The sequence below is a fragment of the Dactylosporangium sp. NPDC050588 genome (assembly GCF_040654975.1).
GTDB lineage: Bacteria > Actinomycetota > Actinomycetes > Mycobacteriales > Micromonosporaceae > Dactylosporangium > Dactylosporangium maewongense.
The window spans coordinates 40,106-57,896 of sequence record NZ_JBFAJA010000055.1 but is presented as its reverse complement, the minus strand read 5'-3'; the positions used below and the strand labels follow the sequence as shown (position 1 = coordinate 57,896).

Genomic DNA, 17,791 nt, shown 5'->3' with positions numbered 1-17,791 from the left:
AATCGGTATTGCAGGTCTGGCTCAGGCCGGCGCCGGAGCGCAGCGGAGGTGGCGGCATGACCGACATGGGGACGTGGCAGGCGCTGGTCGCGGGCGTGCTGACGCTCACCGGCCTGTACGCCGCCTGGTCGACCGCCGAGGGCCTGATCCATCCGGCGGGTCCTGCCGGCAAGCGGGACGGCACGGCGGGCGACAGGCGCGCCGACGAGGACGGAGGTGGCCGGGATGTCCGGCGCGATCTGTGACGAGGTCCTGGATTTCACCACGCCGACCGGTGACGAGGTCTCCTGGCCGGTCCTGAGCGACCCGGGCGACTCCGGCGGCCCGTTCGACAACGGCGGCTTCCGGTTCCGCACCCGCCACCTCGCCGCCGGCGGCGGATACCAGGTCCTGCAGCGCCGGCTGGTCGGTAGCGGTACCCCCGGCGAACGCGACGCCTGGGAGCGCCGCCTCGACGGTGAGATCTGCGCCGGCCTGCGCCTGCACCGCCGCTTCGGCGAGCGGGACCAGCGGCCGCTGCTGCCGCGCATCGTCGGCTACAAGGTCGACGTGGACGAGCCGTTCGTGCTCTGGCAGCCGGTGCCCGGCGAACCGCTGGCCGGCCACCTCGGCCGGCTGCTCAACGAGGACATCGACCGGGTGCTCGTGGACGTGCTCACCGCGCTGGCCCGCCTCGACGCGGTCGGCGTGGTCCACCGGGCGATCAGCCCCGACACCGTGCGCTGGGACCGGCACCACGCCTACCTCGACGGGTTCCCCTGGGCGGCGCTCGCCGGGGAGCCCCGCGAGCCGCTCGGCGAAGGGCCGTGGAGCCCGCCGGAGCAACGTACCGGCGAAGGCAACGCCGACCCTCGTGACGACGTCTGGAGCGTCGGGGTGCTGCTCGGGCGGATCGTGTCCGGGACGCTGAACGGCACGCCCCGCCCGCAGGACCTCGGGCCGCGGTTCGGCGCGCTGCTCGGCGACATGCTGGAGCCGGTCGCCGCGCGCCGGCCGACCGCCGTCGAGGCGCTCGCGCGGCTGTCGATCGCGTCCCCGGTCGGCCGCCCGGGCGAGCCCGACGACCGGCTGGCGGCCGGCCGCCGCCGCTACGAGGAGCTGCGGTCCGGCCGTGTGCCGGGCGGGCACGGCGCGGCCCGCGCCACCGCGGCGCTGGAGGAGGCCCGCCCGGCCCGGCGGGGGTTCTTCCGGTCGCGGCCGCCGGCGCAGGCCGCGCCCGAGGCGCAGTACCCACCCCGGCGGTGCTACCTGTGCCTGGACGACGTGCAGTGGACCGGGACGAACCTGCGCCGCTGGGTCGACGGCAAGTACCGGGCGCTGGAGCTGACGCCGGACCTGTCCGAGGCGCAGCGCGAGTCGCTGCTGCTGCACGCGATCCAGCGCTGCCCGAACCGGGCCGGCGACGGCCCCGACCACTACCTGCCGGTGGGCTACCTGCGCAGCGGCAGGCCGATCAACGTCGCCGTCATCGGCAGGTCCGGCGCGGGCAAGACGCACCTGCTCGCCGGCATCGTGCGCGACATCGACGCCGGCGGGCTGACCAACTTCAACGTCATGACCGGCGCGGTCGACATGGCCGGGCACGACAGCTTCCGCGAGCAGCACATCACGCCGCTGTACGACCAGGGCACCATGCTCCCGCACACCGGCGCGGTGGCCGAGGTCGAATACACCGACGGCGTCGTGGTGACCGTCAACGGCCGGTCGCGGCCGCTCATGTTCTTCGACGTCGCCGGGGAGACCCTGCAGCCGCGGCAGCAGCGCACCCGGGCGGCGCAGTTCCTGTCCGCCGTCGACGCGCTGCTGTTCGTCGCCGACCCGGAGATGGACACGATCGACGCGACGTTCGGCGCGGTGATCGACCGGCTCGCCACCCGGCAGGGCCCCGACGGCCGGCTCGACATGCCCGCCGCGATCGTCGTGACGAAGAGCGACCTGGGCCGCTTCGAGGAGCCGGTCGACCGGTGGATCCGCGCCCGCTCGACGGCCGTCCCGCCGCTGGACTGGGACCGGGTCGTCGAGGAGAGCCGGGACGCCTACGCGTATCTGCACCGCCGGGGGCGCACCGGGCTGCTCGCGCCATTCGCCCGCTTCCGCGACTGCACGCTGCACTTCGCCTCGGCGACCGGCGGCGGCGCCGACTCCGGTGGGCGCTTCCCCCGGGGCGCCCGGCCGCAGCGCTGCCTGGAGCCGCTGCTCTCGCTGCTGGCGCAGCTGGACGTGCTGCCCGCCGGGACGCTGCACCGGGGTGCGCAGTGAGCGGCCAGGTGCACACGATGCTGTTCCAGTGGTCGGAGGCGAAGGGCTTCATGACCGCCCGCTCTTCGCTGCCGAGGCCGGAGCAGGAGCTCTGGTACGACCGTCTGCTGCCCCGGCTGTCGCTGCCGCAGGGCCAGTACGACACCGGCAGCACCTGCTACCTGCAGTACGACGACGTCATGGCGCTGCTGCACCGTTGGCCCGCCAAGGACGGCCACCACCGCGCCTCGACCCGCACCCGGGCCCTGCTCGGGCCGCCGCGGCTGCTCACGTTCGCCGACGCGGTCAGGGTCCGCACCGACGCCGAGCCGGTCGAGGGGACCGACGGCGAAGGCCCGTTCCCGGGGATGCCACCGGGATGGCGGGCGGTGAGCGACGACGACGCCACGATCCTCGCCGCGCTCGAGGAGTGCCACGATCGGCTGGTCACCTTCGTCGCCGGGCTCCTCACCGACGGCGCCGAGGGGCGCTTCGCGGTGGTGGCGCCCGAGCAGTACCGGCGGGCGCTGCTGTGGGGCGCGCAGCGCTGCTTCCGGCCCGACGAGTGTCCACCGTGGACGTTCTCGACGGCGGAGGCGGGCGTGGCCGGGACCGACCTGCCGCGCATCGTGTTCGTCCCGTCCGAGGCGTCGTCGCGCGGCTACGGCGGCGACGACCTGTCGTGGATCGACGTCAACCGGCCCGAGTACGTCGACCCGCTGGCGCGCGACCATGCCGCGCGGGTCGTGGACGACGCGCTGTACCGCGTCGCCGTCCCGCACCGGACCGCCCACAACGGACGGCCGCCGGTGCCGCACCCGCTGCCGCAGGCGGTGCCCCATTCGATACCGCAGCCGGTGCCGCATTCGATACCGCAGGGGGTGCCGAGTCCGGTGCCGCAGCCGGTGCCGAGTTCGGGGCCGCAGCCCGTACCGCAGCAGCCGCCGATGCCGGAGCCGGTGGGGGCGCCGTCCGGGTCCCCGGATGCCCGCCATCAGGCGGAGCTGCGGACCGAGGAGAGCGAGTACGCCGTGTTCGTCCTCAGCCTGGCGATCGGGTCGGCGCTGTTCGTGATGCTCCTGATGTACCTGGGGGCGGCGCTGTGAGCGCCGTCCGGGCAGTGCTGCGGGACCCGCACTGGTACCGCGACGCGGCCGGCGCCGGCCTGCAGGCGCTCGCCGCGTTGCTGCTGACCCTCGCGTGGGCGGCCAGGGACCCCGACCTGCCGCGCGTCGCCTGGGCGGCGTTCGCGGGCGTCGGCCTGTGCGGCTGGCTGTTCCTGATCACCGCCGCCCGCTCCGCCCGCCTGGCCGCCACCGGCGCCGGCGAGCTGCGGGGCCTGCTGCTGGTCGCGATGCTGCTCGCGCAGATCGGCTTCGTGCTGCGGCTCAGTGCCCGCGAGCCGGTGGTGCCCGGCCTCGAATGGGTCGTCTTCATGATCTCGGCGCTGCTGTTCCTCGCGGCGTACGAGGTCGCCCGCCGGCCGGTGCACCAGATGCTCTGGATCGCCACGGTCGGCGTGCTGCTCGCCGGGTCGGTCGCCGCCGTCGTCGCGACCCCGCACGGCGTGCTCGAGCCGCGCCTGTACTGGCGGCAGGCCCTCCCCGCGGCCGTCCTCGCCGCGGCCGTGTCCGGCGCCGTGGTGCTCGGGTGCATGTGGCGCCGGGACCGGGTCATGCGGGAGGCGGTCAGGGCCCACGTCGTCGCCGTGCCGCCGCTGGCCGTCTACGCGTTCACCCGCGACCCGGGCGCCGCGACCCTCGTGTGCGGCGCCACGGCCGGCGCGGTGCTCGGCGCGGGACGGGTGCTGTGGCGGTCGTCGTGGACCGCGACCTTCCGGCCGATCGGCACCGGCGTCGCCGCGGTCGCGGCCGTCACGACGGTCCTGTGGCTGTTCGACCCGTGGAAGGTCGCCGTCAGGGAGCCGGCACCCGCCCGGGATCTCGTCGGGGTCGCGCGGGAGACGGCCGGGGCCGTGTCGCTGGCCGACGTCGGCGGGCGGGCCGGCGAACTGGTGCTGACGCTGCTGGTCCTGGTGTTCGCGCTGCAGGTGGGGCTGCTGGCGGCGCGGGCCGCCCGCCCCGACGCCGAGCTGCCGGACCGGCACGCGTTCCAGCGGGTGTGGGCGGTCGCGCTCGGCGGCCAGGTCCTCGCGTCGCTCCTCGCGCCGCTGCTGGTCGGGGTGCTCCGGCTGCCGGCCCCGCCGACCCTCACCACGCTGCCGTTCGCGGCCGACGGGGCGAGCTTCGTCGTGACGTTCGCGGCGCTCGGCCTGCTGTTCGCCGCCGCCCAGCGCCCGCCGGCCGGGGTCCTGTAACGCCTGGGCGGCCCAAAAGGTTGTATCGGATAGGGGTCTGCGAATCTTCGCGGACGTCGATACTGTTTCCGGCACAGGCACCCTGACGGGGAAGGGTGGTGCTGGTGGAAACGCTTGTGCTCAAACAGGATCCGGTCCTGTCTCACATCGCTCTGGTCGCCGCGGCGACCGCCGGCGTCGTCGCTCAGGGTGGCTTCTACCTGCCGGGCAGGACGCTGGTGACCGTGCTGGCCGCGGTCGCGTTCGGCCTCGCGCTGCACGCCCGGCGGGACCTGCTCACGGGGCTCGTCGCGATCCTCGGCACCGCCGGTGCCGTCGTCGCGTGGGCGCTGCTGCGGGGGGTCGTGAGCGGCGGGCTGCCGGTCGTGGCCGCGGTCGCGGCGAGCCTGGCCACGCTCGTCGCGGCGCTCGCGGCGGTGCGCCTGACCGGCCCGGCTGCCCGGCAGTGGCTCATGTCGGGCCTGGTCGGGCTCGGCACGCTGGTCGCGGTGACCGGCTGGGCCGGCGTCGCGTGGCGGCTGGAGCGCTGGTCGGTGCTGGTCGAGTCGACGATGTGGCGCGCCGCGTCCACGCTGACCTACTCCAACGCCGCGGCGGCGGTCCTCGCGGCCGCCGCGCTGCTGGCGCTGGCGCTGACGGTCGACGATCCACACGTCTGGTGGCGGCCCTGCGCCGTCTATCTCACGCAGGTGGGGCTGGCCGCGACGCTGAGCCGGGCGGGTGCGCTCGCGTTCGCCGCCGGGCTGGTCGTGCTCGCCGCCGCCGCCGGTGTACAGACCGTGCTCCGCCACGCCGTCCCGGCCCTGCTGGGCGCGGGGGTGGCCCTGGCGGCGCTCATCCCGTCGTTCCCGGCGGGCGCGTCGCCGCGGCCGCTGCTCGCGGTCGGCGGCCTGGTCGCCGGCGCCGTCGTGGCGCTGGTCCTGCCGCGGCTGCCCGCCTTCGTGCTGCCGGTCGCCGGCGCGGTGCTCGCGGTCGCGGCGCTGCTGGGCCTGCGGCACGTGGCGGGGCTGGACGCGCTGCTCGCCCGGCGGGCGACCCTCGCCTCCCGCGGGCGGTTCGGGGCGACGTCCTCGGCGCTGGACCTGGTCGCCGCCCACCCGCTGGCCGGCAGCGGCCCGGGGCAGGGGCGGTACTTCTGGATCGACCACACCGGCCAGCTGGTCGTGAGCCGGTGGGTCCACAACGAATACCTGCAGTGGCTCGTCGACCTGGGCGCGATCGGCCTCGTGCTGCTGCTCGCGTTCGTCGCGGCCCTGATCCTGCACGTCCGCGCCGGCAGGCGCGCCGGCGTGCCCATCCCGCTGTGGGCCGGGGCGGTCGCCGCCATCGCCGCGCTCGCGCTGCACAGCGCCTTTGACTTCCTGTGGGAGCTGGCGGTCGTCCCGCTGCTCGTCGGTGTCCTGGTGGGCATCGCGGGTCCCTCCCACGGCGAAGAGTCCGCACCACCACCCAACGGGGAGGAAACATCATGAAGGTCACCAAATCCAAGCTCGGCGTCGCCGCGCTCGCGGTCGGCGGGGTGCTCGCGTTCGCCGTCCCGGCCGGCGCGGCCGTCAACCTCCAGTCCGAGTCGCCGGGCCACGGCACGGTGAAGATCGCCAAGCAGGCCCAGCTGAAGGCGAATGGCGCGGCCACCGTCGTGACCCTGAACGTCAGCTGCCCGGCCGGCTGGCTCTTCACCGGCTACGTCAGCGTCACCCAGGCCGTCGGCAACATCACCACCGGTGGCTCGAACCGCACGTCCGAGGTCGCCTGCACCGGCTACACCCAGAAGGTCAAGGTCCCGGTGACGGCCTCGCCGGCACCGTTCAAGGTGGGCGACGCGTACGCCCTCGGTGAGATCCAGGTCCGCAGCCCCGGCTACCAGTACTTCTACGCCAACACGGGCCGCGAGATCGTCAACGTCCAGTCCTGACACAGGGGGCGCGCCGGCTTCCGGGCCGGCGCGCCCGCGCTTCCCGGTGGTGACCAGGCCGGGAGCGCCACACGACGGGGGTGTCGAGCAGGGACGCAACGGGGGACCTGCTCGACACCCCGCGGTCGATGATGGAGGGGTGACAGCGTTGCTGATCCACCTCCAGGCCGCGGGCACCAGCCTGGTGCTGGACGCCCGCGGCCCGCGGCCCCTCGGCGGCCCGCCCAGGACGGTGCAGGACCGGCCGCCCGCGTGGCTGCTCGACGGCGGGATCACCCTGCCGGGCCGGCTGCTGGCGGAGGTGGGCCTGCCGGCGCCGCTGCTGGCCCCGCAGCAGGCGGCCGTGTTCGAGGTGGTCGCCGCCTGAGGTCGGGACCGGGCCCGAGCGGCCGCCGGGGCAAGCGGGCCGTTTGGCTCAGCCGCGGCCCTCCGCCGCCGAATGGGTGGTTGACGACGGTGTCGGGCGGAGGTTGCCAGGGCGGTGGGAGCGGACCGGCGGACGCGGCGCTGGGCGGCCGTGCTCTGGGTGCTCGGCGGCCTGTACGCGCTCACCGTCGCCGGCATCGTCGCCTCGGCCGGCGCGCTCACCGTCGCCGGCATCCTCGTCTCCGGCGTGATCGGCCTGGTCTGCGCCGTGTGCGCGGCCCGCCACAACTGGCTCGACCGGCGGACCCGGCGCGCCTGGCGCTTGATGGCCTTCGGCTACGGGCTCGCGCTCGGCGTGCCGGTCGTCGCCACCGTCACCGGCACGGGGCCCTTCCCGTCGCCCGGCGACGCGGCGCACCTGGCGTTCGTGCTGGTGCTGCTGTTCGCGGTGCGGGCGTTTCCGTTGCTCCCCGAGACCCGCGGCGAGCGCCACAGGCACGTCCTCGACGCGGCCATCGTCGTCGCCGGCGCCGCCACGACGATGTGGTACTTCGTGGTCGGGCCGTACATCGCGGCGAAGGGCGCCTCGACCGGCACGGTCCTCGCCGCTGCCGCCCGCCCCGCCGCCGATCTCGCCCTGCTGTCCGGGCTCGCCACGGTGCTCCTGCGCGGCGCCGACCCGACGTCGCGCCGCCCGCTGGGCATCGTGGCCGCCGGGATGCTCGTGTACACCGTGGGCGACGGCCACCTCGGCCACCTGCGGGCCCACGCCGACCAGGTCGGGCGCACCGCCTGGCAGCTCGCCTGCTGGAGCACGACCCTGTTCCTGCTGGCGGCCGCCGCCGTCGAGCAGCACCGCCGGGCGACCCGGCGGTCCGCCGATCGCGGCGCGGCGCGGCCCGGCAGGACGCGGCTGCTGCCGTACGCCGGGATCGGCGTCGGCTACGCGCTGCTGGTGCTCGCCGCGGTCCGGCAGGGGCCGGCGTACCCGTGGGCCGGGCTCGTCGCCGGCGCGGCCGGCATCACCGGGCTGGTCGTGCTGCGCCAGGCGCTCGTGCAGCAGGAGAGCCGCGAGATGGCGGTCACCGACGGGCTCACCGGGCTGGCGAACCGGTCCCGCGTCCACGAGGTCCTCGGCCGTGCCCTCGCCCGCGGCGGGCGGACCGGCGGGAGCACCGCCGTGCTGCTGCTCGACCTGAACGGCTTCAAGCAGGTCAACGACGCCCTCGGGCACGAGGCGGGAGACCGGCTGCTGGTCGAGTTCGGCGAGATGATGCGCCGCAGCGTGCTCGGCGGCGACCTGGTCGGCCGGCTCGGCGGCGACGAGTTCGCCGCGGTGCTGCACGACATCGGCCGGGTCGACCACGCCGTCGCCGTCGCCCGGCGGATCGCGGCCGCGACGGAGCAGCTGATCCCGTTCGGCGACCAGACGCTGCGCGCGTCGGCGAGCATCGGCGTCGCCGTCGCCGGCCCCGGCGAGTGCACTGCCGACGAGCTGCTGCACCGCGCCGACCTCGCCATGCACCAGGCGAAGCGACGGGATGGCGGCACCCGCTGGCGGTGCTGGGACCGCAGCCTGACCGACGAGGCCGAGCTGTCGCTGGAGCACGAGCTGCGCGGCGCGATCGCCGGTGGCCAGCTGCGGCTGCTGTACCAGCCGATCGTCACCCTCCCGCACCGCGAGATCGCCGGCGTGGAGGCGCTCGTCCGCTGGGAGCACCCCAGGCACGGGCTGCTCCGCCCGGAGACGTTCGTGCCGCTCGCCGAGCGCGCCGGCGTGATCGAGGACCTGGGCCGCTGGGTGCTGGAGCAGGCCTGCGCGCAGGCGAAGGCGTGGCAGCGGCGGGTGCCGTCGCTCCAGCTCAACGTCAACATCTCGCCCCGCCAGCTGGACAACCAGGGCTTCACCGGCGAGGTGCTGGAGATCCTCGACCGGGCCGGGTTCTTCCCCGGTCACCTGGTGCTGGAGGTGCCGGAGAGCGCGGTCGTCGGCGGCGCCGCCGACGGTGCCGGGCACACCGCCGAGGCCGACCCGATCGCGCAGCTGGAGGCACTGACCACGGCCGGGATCCGGGTCGCGCTGGACGACTTCGGCACCGGGTATTCGTCGCTGCGCTATCTGACCCGGCTGCCGGTCGACGCGCTTAAGCTCGACAGCTGCTTCGTCGCCGAGCTCGACGGCACGTCGAAGGGCTCGGCGGTCGCGCAGGCGGTGCTGCGGCTCGGGCAGATGCTGCACCTGGACACCGTCGCCGAGGGTGTCGAGGGCGAGGCCCAGGCGCGCGAGCTGACCCTGCTGGGCTGCGAGAAGGCCCAGGGCATCTACTTCTCCGGCCCCGTCCCCGCCGCCGACCTGGAGCGCCAGCTGCCGGCGGCCGCGTCGCCCCGATGACAGCGCTCCCACGGGACAGTAGCGGGTTGCCGCGCTGCGAGTGATACTCGTCGCACCATGCGTGACTCAGTGCGTCTTCGTGCGGCCGTCGCACTCCTCACCGCCACGGGAGCGGTCGTGCTCGGGGTGGCCGGCGCCCTCCCCGAGGGGCTCGCGACGCTTCCCCTGGCGGTGGCCGCGGCCCTCGGGGGCACCCTGCTCGGCCTCGCCGCCGCGGCGATCTGGCTGCCGGCGGCGGTCCTGCTGCTGTGGCTGCTTCCGGGTCCGGGCTCCGGCGACGGTACGGGCGCCGTGGCCGCCGCGCCGGAGCCGCACCCGGTCGTCGCCGTCGCGGCCGTCGTCGCCGCCGGGCTGCTGCCGGTGCTCGCCATGCGGGTGCGGCGGGCGTGGGCGGCGCGCGGCGAGCGGATGCGGATCGAGGCCCGGGCCGCCGCCGCGGCCGCCGAGCGCGCCCGGCTCGCCCGGGAGATGCACGACTCGCTGAGCAAGACGCTCGACGCGATCGCCCTCGGCGCGGCCGCGCTGCCGGGCACGCTCGCCGAGCCCGACCGGGCCAGCCGGCTGGCGGCGACGCTGCGCGACGGCTCGCTCGACGCGGCCCGCGACGCCCGGGTGCTCATCGACGAGCTGCGGTCCAACCCGGCCGACGCGCCGCTGTCCGACGTCGTCGCCGCGATCGGGCGGGAGTGGTCGGTGACCAGCGGCGTCGGCGTGATCCTGCACAACGCCGACGTCGACGCCGCCCCCGAGGTCGGCATCGAGCTGTGCTGGATCCTGCGCGAGGCGCTGCGCAACGTGGCCGCGCACGCGGGGGCGGAGCTGGTCGCGGTGACGCTGACCCGGGCCGGCGGCGAGGTGACCCTCGAGGTCCGCGACGACGGCGCCGGCTTCGCCGTGCCCGACGACCTGAGCCTGCTGCAGCGGGCCGGCAGCCACGGCCTCGTCGGCATGCAGGAGCGGGCCCGGCTGTGCGGCGGGACGCTGACCGTGTGGTCCCGGCCCGGCGGCGGCAGCCGGGTCACCGCGGTCGTCCTCGCCGAGCCCGCGACGCCCGCGTCACCGCCGTCGCGCCGGCTGCGGCTGCTCGTCGGCGCCGCCGCGGTGGCCCTGCCGGTGGCGCTGATCCTGCCGTTCACGGGGGTCCCGCCGTTCACCGGGGCGGCGGATCCGCCCGGCGAGCGCGTCGCCGGGGCGTCCGCCGGCGCGCTGCCCGCGGATGCAGGGCCGTCCGTCCCGGGTGGACAGACGCCCGCCGGGCCGTCCGGTTCGCCGGCGGGGGCGTCGCCGGGCGTCGCGCCGGCCGTCACGAAGTCGCCGAAGGCGTCGCCGGGCGGCGCCTCCGGCCAGCCGTCGCCGCCGGTCGCCGGACCGCCCACCGGGACCGACGCCGCGAAAACCTGCACGGTGCGGTATTCGAAACGCAACGAGTGGAACCCGGGCTTCGTCGCCGACGTGGTCCTCACCAACACCGGCACCCGGACGATCGACGGCTGGTCGCTGCGGTTCGAGTACTCGTCGGGCCAGCAGCTGATCAGCTACTGGGGCGCGATCGCCACCCAGACGGGCCCGGCGGTCGTCGTCGAGGACGGCGGGGTCAAGCCGACCGTGCCCGCGGGCGGCACCGTCACGTTCGGGCTGCAGGGCACCTGGCAGGGGGCCAACCCGGCGCCGACCGTCTTCACCCTGAACGGCGTTCGGTGCGGCTGAGCCACTGCACGATCGCCTCGGTGCGGTTGTTGACGCGCAGCTTCAGGTAGATCTGGCTAACCCGGTTGCGGACCGTCTTCTCCGCCAGGTCGAGGCGCGTGGCGATGGCCGCGTTGGGCTCGCCGGCCGCGATCAGCTCCATGATCTCGTGCTCGCGGCGGGTCAGCGGCTGGTGCAGCAGCGCCGGCGCCCGGTCGGCGGTGCGGTGCTGCACGTGATCGACCACGATGGACAGTGGCACCGGCGAGAGCCGGCTGTGCCCGTCGGCGGTCGCGCGGGCCGCGTCGAGCAGGTCCGCCCGGGTGTACTGGCCCTCGACCAGCAGGCTGCGCGCGCCGGCCCGCAGCATCGGCACCACGTCGCCGGGCACCACCGCGAAGGCGACGACCAGCACCGGCGGGCGCGGCGGCGGCAGCGTGGCGAGCGCGGTCAGCTCGCGGATCGGCGCGTGCGTGTGCAGCACGACGAGATCGGCGTCGATCCGCCCGCCGTTGAGCACGTGCAGCAGCGGGCGCACGTCCAGTGCGCCGGCGCACGGGCGCAGCAGCTCGGCGAGGCTGTTACCGGTGGAGCTGATGACCAGGACCCGCATGCCCGTCACGACACCACGGGCGCGGCGTGTTGGCAACGTTTCCCGAAACTCCCGCTGAGTGCGTTTGCGCATCTCAGGAGCGATTCGCACCGGATCGCACCCAGCGGATTTGGGTGCTCGTCCCCCGAAAGTCAGGTGTCCCAACGCCTGATGGCGCCGGCCCGGCTGGTGACGCCGAGCTTGGCGAAGATGCGGTTCACATGGTTCTCGACCGTCTTCGACGAAAGGACCAGGGTCCCGGCGATGTCCCCATTGGACAGTCCGCGGGCGATCAGATCCATCACCTCCGCCTCGCGCTGCGACAGCCCGTGCCGCGGCGGCGCCTGGCGCACGGCGGCGACCAGGACCCGCGCGGCGCTCGGCGACAGGTGCGACTCGCCGCCCGCGACGGCCCGGACCGCGTGCAGCAGCTCCGCCGGGCCGAACTGGCCGTGCACCAGGAACCCGATCGCGCCGGAGCGCACGGCGTCCAGCACCGTGCGGTCGTCGGCGCTGCGGGTCAGCATCAGCACCCGGCTGTGCGTGCTGATCGCCCCGACGACCGACAGCCCGTCGCGGACCGGCATGCGGTGGTCGAGCAGCGTCACGTCGGGCCGGTGCCGGCGGGCCAGCTCGAGCGCCTCGGCACCGTTGGCCGCCTCCGCGACGACCGCGATGTCACCGGTGAGCATCTCCCTGACGACCGCCCTGACCACGCTGTTGTCGTCGGCGATGAGGACTGTGGTCAATGCCGGGACCTCCTTGCGCGGGTCCCGGCGTGCCGCGGGACAAGCGTGCCAACGATGTTCGCCATTGTTTCGCGACGGTGTCGACATGCTTACGCTACCCGTCACCGGGAGCGCTCCCACGCGCCGCCACGCTGGGGGCGCCCCCGGTTTTGTTCTGGACCGCCATCTGGAAGGAACGTCAGCATGCGCCTCCATCGCAGGTTGCTGGCCGCCGCCGCGGCCGCGCTGCTCGTCCCGCTCGCGCCGTTCGTGTCGTCGAGCCCCGCCACCGCCGCCGACACCGCGGACTGGCTGCACACCGCCGGCAACAAGATCGTCGACAGCCAGGGCAACGAGGTCTGGCTGACCGGCACCAACTGGTTCGGCTTCAACGCCACCGAGCGCGTCTTCCACGGCCTGTGGAGCGGCAACATCACCGAGATCACCAAGTCGATGGCCGACCGCGGCATCAACATCGTCCGGGTGCCGATCTCGACCCAGCTGCTGCTGGAGTGGAAGGCCGGCCAGGCCGCCGTGCCCAGCGGCGTCAACACCTACGCCAACCCCGAGCTGCTCGGCAAGACCACGCTGCAGGTCTTCGACTACTTCCTGCAGCTGTGCAAGCAGAACGGCATCAAGGTGATGCTGGACGTGCACTCCGCCGAGGCCGACAACTCCGGCCACATCTACCCCGTGTGGTGGAAGGGCTCGATCACGCCCGAGCTGTTCTACCAGGGCTGGGAGTGGGTGATCGACCGGTACAAGAACGACGACACCCTGGTCGCGGCCGACATCAAGAACGAGCCGCACGGCAAGTGGTCGGAGTCGCCGCGGGCGAAGTGGGACAACTCCACCGACCAGGACAACTTCAAGAACACCTGCCAGGTCGCCGGCAACCGGATCCTCGCGAAGAACCCCAACATGCTCATCCTCTGCGAGGGCATCGAGATCTTCCCGAAGAACGGCACCAACTGGTCCTCCACCGCCGAGGCCGACTACTACGGCAACTGGTGGGGCGGCAACCTGCGCGGCGTCAAGAACTACCCGGTCAACCTGGGCAACCACATCGTCTACTCGCCGCACGACTACGGCCCGCTGGTCTACGAGCAGCCGTGGTTCCAGAAGCCGTTCGACAAGGCGTCGCTGACCACCGACGTGTGGCAGCCGAACTGGCTCTACATCCACACCGAGGACACCGCGCCGCTGCTCGTCGGCGAGTGGGGCGGCCGGCTCGGCCAGGACGCCCGCCAGGACAAGTGGATGTACGCCCTGCGCGACACCATCATCGAGAAGCGCATCAGCCAGACCTTCTGGGTGCTCAACCCCAACTCCGGCGACACCGGCGGCCTGCTGCTGGACGACTGGAAGACGTGGGACGAGGCCAAGTACGCGATGCTGAAGCCCGCGTTGTGGCAGTACCAGAACAAGTTCGTCGGCCTCGACCACGACGTCAAGCTCGGCGCCAACGGCATGAGCCTCAACGACCGCTACGGCGGCGTCTCCGACACCGTCGCGCCGTCGGTGCCCGCCGGGCTCACCGTCGCCGGCACCACCGGCACCAGCGTCTCGCTGACCTGGACCGCGTCCACCGACAACAGCGGCACCGTCGCCGGGTACGACATCTACCGCGGCGCCACCAAGGTCGGCACCTCGGCCACCGCGTCCTTCACGGACACCGGCCTGACGCCGAGCACCACGTACAGCTACACCGTGCGGGCCTTCGACGCGGCCGGCAACGTGTCCGCGGCGTCGGCCGCCCGTGCCGCCACCACGTCGAGCACGCCGGTCGACACCACCCCGCCGTCGGTCCCGGGCGGGCTCGCGGTCACCGGCACGACCACGTCGAGCGTCTCGCTCTCATGGACCGCGTCGACCGACAACAGCGGCTCCGTCGCGGGCTACGACGTGCTGCGGGGCGGGGTGAAGGTCGGCACCGCCACCGGCACGACCTATGTGGACACCGGCCTGGCCGCCAACACCACCTACAGCTACACAGTGCGGGCGTTCGACGCGGGCGGCAACGCGTCCGCGGTGTCCGCCGCGGTCACCGGCAAGACCGCCGCCAACCCGACCGGGGTGGTGCGGGTGCAGTACCGCAACAACAGCGTCCCGACCAACGACCAGGAGATCAAGCCCGGCCTCCAGGTCGTCAACGGCGGCACCTCGGCGCTCGCGCTGAACACCGTCGCGGTCCGCTACTACTTCACCCGCGACGGCGGCAGCTACGCCATCTGGTGTGACTGGGCCGTCGTCGGCTGTGGCAACCTCGCGACCCGGGTCGTGAACCTGCCGTCGGCGGTCAACGGCGCCGACGCGTACATCGAGGTCACCTTCACCGGTGGCAGCGTGGCGCCCGGCGGCAACAGCGGCGAACTCCAGCTGCGGGTCAGCCGCACCGACTGGCAGCCGGTCAACGAGGCCAACGACTACAGCCGCGGGGCGGGCACGTCCTTCGCGGACGCGGCCACTGTGCCGGCGTTCATCGGCGGCGCCCTCGCCTGGGGTGTCCTGCCGGCCTGATGTCTGACCGGTCACGGGCGGGCGGCGCGGTTTCGCGTCACCCGCCCGTGGCGGTTCAGTAGCGCTCTTCGTACGCCTGACGGGATCCGCACACGGAGGCGCGGCTGCACGAGCAGCGGGACCCGTCGGCGTCCATCCGCACGGTGACGGAGTCGCGCGGCACGCTGTGCCCGACGACCCGGCCCTCGCCCGACGGCGTGGACACCCGCGTGCCGACGGCCGGCGCGGTGGCCTGGAACTGCTGGTACAGCGGGTGCTCGTACTTGAGGCAGCACATCAGCCGCCCGCAGGCGCCGGAGATGCGCAGCGGGTTGAGCGGCAGGTCCTGGTCCTTCGCCATCCGGATGGTGACCGGCTCGAAGTCGTTGAGGAACGTCGCGCAGCACAGGTCGCGCCCGCACGAGCCGATGCCACCCTGGACGCGGGCGGAGTCGCGGGCGGAGAGCTGGCGCAGCTCCACCCGGCAGTGCAGGGTGGCGCCCAGATCCCGCACCAGCGAACGGAAGTCCACCCGGTGGGGTGCGGTGAAGTAGATCGTGGTCCGCGCGCCCTGTCCGCCGGTGCTGTCCAGCACGTGGTCCACCGCGACGACCTTCATCGGCAGCTCGTGATCGCGGATCAGCTTCTTCGCGGCGACCTTCGCCTCGGCCTTGCGCTTGCGCAGCAGCTCGTCGCGGCGCAGGTCGGCGTCGGCGGCCATGGCGACCAGCCGGGGGAAGCCCTCGGTCTCCTCGCTGACCCACTGCGCGGCCCACACGCACTCCGCGACCTCGGGCCCGTCGTCGGTCGGGACCAGCACCCGGTCGCCAACTTCCGGGCGGAACTCGCCGGGGTCGAAGTAGAACAGCCGCCCGTAGCGATTGAAGCTCACCGCGCACAGCATGCCCATGGGTGCACAGTAACGCGGCCCACTGCCAGTTCCATATGGCCTGCGGCTTTATCGGTCAAAAGTCCAGTTTGACTCTTTTGGTGTACCCCGTAGCTATTCCAACTACTTCGTCGTTGCTAGTGCGGATGAGCCCGCTAAGTGGGCCGTAACTCCGGCCGGAAAGGGCTCGTTGGGGGCAGCAGTGGCACGCCCCCCGGCGAGCTACCCCCGTACTCCCGGTCTCGGAGGACCTCAAGCATGACGTCTCCTGTTGCTTCCGCACGCCCAAAAACAGCCCGGACCCTCGCCGCCCTCGCCGCAACGGCGATCGTCGGAGCGCTGAGCCCGGTCGCGTTCGCGGCGCCCGCGGCTGCGGCACCGGCCGACGCGGCCTGCCCAGAGGGCTTCGGTGCCACCGCCGCCAGCAACACGCTCGCCCTGGGCCGCGTCGACCTGCGCGCCGCCGGCCTGTCCGGCACGGTCCTTCCCGAGCTCCGCGTCGCCACCACCCACTCCGGCATCGCCGGCGGGACCCTGCGCGCCGCCGCCGACTCCCGCTACCTGCGCAGCAGCGGCGACCTGCCCGCGGGGGTGCTGGGGCCAAGGGCGTACCAGCAGGCGCCCCCGACCCACGACCAGCCCGACGTCGTGAACGTCGCCGGCGTCGACCTCGGCGCGCTGCGGCTCGGCACCGGCGGCCTGCGCGCCCAGGCGTCCTGGAAGAACGCCGGCCGCTGCACCAGCGCCGACGGCCCGCGGGCCGCCGGTGAGGCGAAGCTCGCCGGCATCACCGTCCTGCCGGGCCGCAACGGCCGCGCGCTGCTGCGCATCAACGCCGTCGAGAGCGCCACGGTCGCGGGCGTCGACTCCTCGGGCAGCCGCCCGGCCGCCTCCGCCACGGCCACCGGCGGCATCGCCGACTTCAAGCTGCTCGACAACGGCCCCTCCGCCATCGGCGTCCGGGTCGTCAGCCCGCCGACCCTGCGCGTCCTCGCCGGCGGCAAGAAGACGGTCGACTACACCGCCCCCGTCCTCGAGGTCACCATCCCCGGCCAGGCCCCGGTCCGCGTCTCGTCCGCCGGGTCCCACGTCGACGTGGTCGTGCCCGTCGACGCCGCGAGCACCGAAGCCGCCCTCGACCTCGCCCGCACCGAAGGCCTGCCGATCCTGTCCGGCATCCCGCTGCTCGACCTGCTGACCGGCATCACCTCCGCCGTCTCCGGCGTGGTCGGCGGCGCCACGGCCATCCTGCCCGGCGCCGACCTCAACAGCCTGCTCGGCGGCCTGCCCGGCCTCCCCGCCGTCGGCGGCCTGCTCGGCTCCTCCACGGCCGCCCCGGCCGCCGCCTCCACCGAGAGCACCGCCCCCTCGAAGCGCGGCGTGGTGGTCCTGCGGGTCGAGCTCGGCGTGGTCGAGAAGCAGTTCAGCTCCACCGGCGTCTACGCCAAGGCCGCCTCCGTCCGCGTCCAGCTGATCGCCCGCAACACCTGGAAGTCCAGCGGCGGCTACGGCCACGGCGACTCCGGCCCGGCTGACAAGACCGCCCTCGTCGACCTCGGCATCTGCACCCTCGAGGCGGCCGCCGCGGCCCCCAAGGCCCCCGGCACCCCCACCAAGAGCCCCGGCGGCGACTCCGACGGCGGCTACGGCCCCGACGACGACGATGACGACGACGGTTACGGCGGCGGCGGTGGCGGCACCGGCGGCACCGGCGGCGGCCTCCCGGTCACCGGCAACAACGTGGCCCTGATGCTCGGCGGCGGCGTCCTCCTCGTCGTGGGTGGCCGCCTCCTGCAGATCCTGGCGCGCCGCAGGTCCGCCTGAGACCCCTTCGCCGCCCGTGCAGCGCCGCCCGCCCTTCCCCGGCGAGCCCGCTGCCCGGGCGGCGCTGTCTGTGCTGTGCTTCCGCCCCACCGCTGTCGCGGCGGGTCCCGGCGGGGATTCTTACCCGCGCCCCAATGCTCGCTGCGCTCGCACCGCCTGCCACGCTGCGCTTACTACGCGCCTTCGGCGCGGGGCGGCGGCTTCCGCGCCTGCGCGCCGCATCCGCCGCGCGTCGCCTGTCTCGCTCGCGTTCGTCTTCGTGTGATCGAAGTCGTGTGGTGGTCGTTCGGGCGGCCGCTGCTGTCCTTGGATCACGGGTGGGTCGGGCAGACGGATCGGTTGGGC

14 protein-coding genes and 1 pseudogene are annotated in these 17,791 nt (G+C 74.3%); 12 read left to right on the top strand and 3 right to left on the bottom strand.

Features of this window, described 5'->3' with window-relative positions:
• Positions 1-56 precede the first annotated feature (56 nt).
• The 9 genes from AB0I21_RS33795 to AB0I21_RS33755 all read left to right on the top strand — a co-directional run bounded on the left by AB0I21_RS33795 (position 57) and on the right by AB0I21_RS33755 (position 10,935).
• A complete protein-coding gene (locus AB0I21_RS33795; RefSeq protein WP_360567249.1) occupies positions 57-245 on the top strand; it encodes a hypothetical protein in 189 nt (62 codons plus the stop codon).
• Complete coding sequence (locus AB0I21_RS33790) at positions 226-2,259, top strand: hypothetical protein (RefSeq protein ID WP_360567247.1); 2,034 nt, start codon at positions 226-228, stop codon at positions 2,257-2,259. Before AB0I21_RS33795 ends, AB0I21_RS33790 begins: the two co-directional genes overlap by 20 nt.
• A gap of 17 nt (positions 2,260-2,276) precedes the next feature.
• Positions 2,277-3,344 (top strand): hypothetical protein, encoded by a 1,068-nt coding sequence (locus AB0I21_RS33785; RefSeq protein WP_360567245.1) that lies wholly within the window; start codon positions 2,277-2,279, stop codon positions 3,342-3,344.
• Complete coding sequence (locus AB0I21_RS33780) at positions 3,341-4,555, top strand: hypothetical protein (protein WP_360567243.1); 1,215 nt, start codon at positions 3,341-3,343, stop codon at positions 4,553-4,555. Before AB0I21_RS33785 ends, AB0I21_RS33780 begins: the two co-directional genes overlap by 4 nt.
• Before the next feature lie 104 nt (positions 4,556-4,659).
• Positions 4,660-6,027, top strand: a complete 1,368-nt coding sequence (locus tag AB0I21_RS33775) for a hypothetical protein (protein ID WP_360567241.1) — start codon at positions 4,660-4,662, stop codon at positions 6,025-6,027.
• Positions 6,024-6,470, top strand: a complete 447-nt coding sequence (locus AB0I21_RS33770; protein ID WP_360567239.1) for a hypothetical protein — start codon at positions 6,024-6,026, stop codon at positions 6,468-6,470. The genes AB0I21_RS33775 and AB0I21_RS33770 overlap by 4 nt, the downstream gene beginning before the upstream one ends.
• 139 nt (positions 6,471-6,609) lie before the next feature.
• Positions 6,610-6,837: a hypothetical protein gene (locus AB0I21_RS33765; protein ID WP_360567237.1), complete on the top strand. Its 228-nt coding sequence runs from the start codon at positions 6,610-6,612 to the stop codon at positions 6,835-6,837.
• 114 nt (positions 6,838-6,951) lie between these two features.
• On the top strand, positions 6,952-9,228 hold the full coding sequence (locus tag AB0I21_RS33760; protein WP_360567235.1) for a bifunctional diguanylate cyclase/phosphodiesterase: 2,277 nt from the start codon (positions 6,952-6,954) through the stop codon (positions 9,226-9,228).
• A gap of 57 nt (positions 9,229-9,285) precedes the next feature.
• Positions 9,286-10,935 carry a cellulose binding domain-containing protein gene (locus AB0I21_RS33755; RefSeq protein WP_360567233.1) on the top strand — a complete coding sequence of 550 codons (1,650 nt, stop codon included), beginning with the start codon at positions 9,286-9,288 and terminating at the stop codon, positions 10,933-10,935.
• Here the strand turns inward: AB0I21_RS33755 and AB0I21_RS33750 are convergent.
• Entirely contained in the window at positions 10,907-11,527 is a 621-nt protein-coding gene (locus AB0I21_RS33750) for a LuxR C-terminal-related transcriptional regulator (protein ID WP_344511440.1), read from the bottom strand. The genes AB0I21_RS33755 and AB0I21_RS33750 overlap by 29 nt on opposite strands.
• Before the next feature lie 131 nt (positions 11,528-11,658).
• The gene (locus AB0I21_RS33745; protein ID WP_360567231.1) at positions 11,659-12,255 is read right to left on the bottom strand and encodes a response regulator transcription factor; all 597 of its coding nucleotides are present in this window, start codon (positions 12,253-12,255) and stop codon (positions 11,659-11,661) included.
• A 183-nt stretch (positions 12,256-12,438) separates the two neighbouring features.
• On the opposite strand from AB0I21_RS33745, the pseudogene AB0I21_RS33740 reads away from it, so the two are divergent.
• Together AB0I21_RS33740 and AB0I21_RS33735 are read left to right on the top strand one after the other, a co-directional pair.
• Positions 12,439-14,271: pseudogene (locus tag AB0I21_RS33740) on the top strand (cellulase family glycosylhydrolase); the annotation flags it as partial.
• Positions 14,266-14,754 (top strand): cellulose binding domain-containing protein, encoded by a 489-nt coding sequence (locus tag AB0I21_RS33735; RefSeq protein WP_360567299.1) that lies wholly within the window; start codon positions 14,266-14,268, stop codon positions 14,752-14,754. The pseudogene AB0I21_RS33740 and the gene AB0I21_RS33735, both read left to right, overlap by 6 nt.
• A 55-nt stretch (positions 14,755-14,809) precedes the next feature.
• Here AB0I21_RS33735 and ricT read toward each other — a convergent pair whose 3' ends face one another.
• The gene (gene ricT, locus AB0I21_RS33730; protein ID WP_344511448.1) at positions 14,810-15,643 is read right to left on the bottom strand and encodes a regulatory iron-sulfur-containing complex subunit RicT; all 834 of its coding nucleotides are present in this window, start codon (positions 15,641-15,643) and stop codon (positions 14,810-14,812) included.
• Between the two features lie 237 nt (positions 15,644-15,880).
• Between ricT and AB0I21_RS33725 the strand changes: the two genes are divergently transcribed.
• Positions 15,881-17,446 carry a hypothetical protein gene (locus AB0I21_RS33725; RefSeq protein ID WP_360567229.1) on the top strand — a complete coding sequence of 522 codons (1,566 nt, stop codon included), beginning with the start codon at positions 15,881-15,883 and terminating at the stop codon, positions 17,444-17,446.
• Positions 17,447-17,791 lie beyond the last annotated feature (345 nt).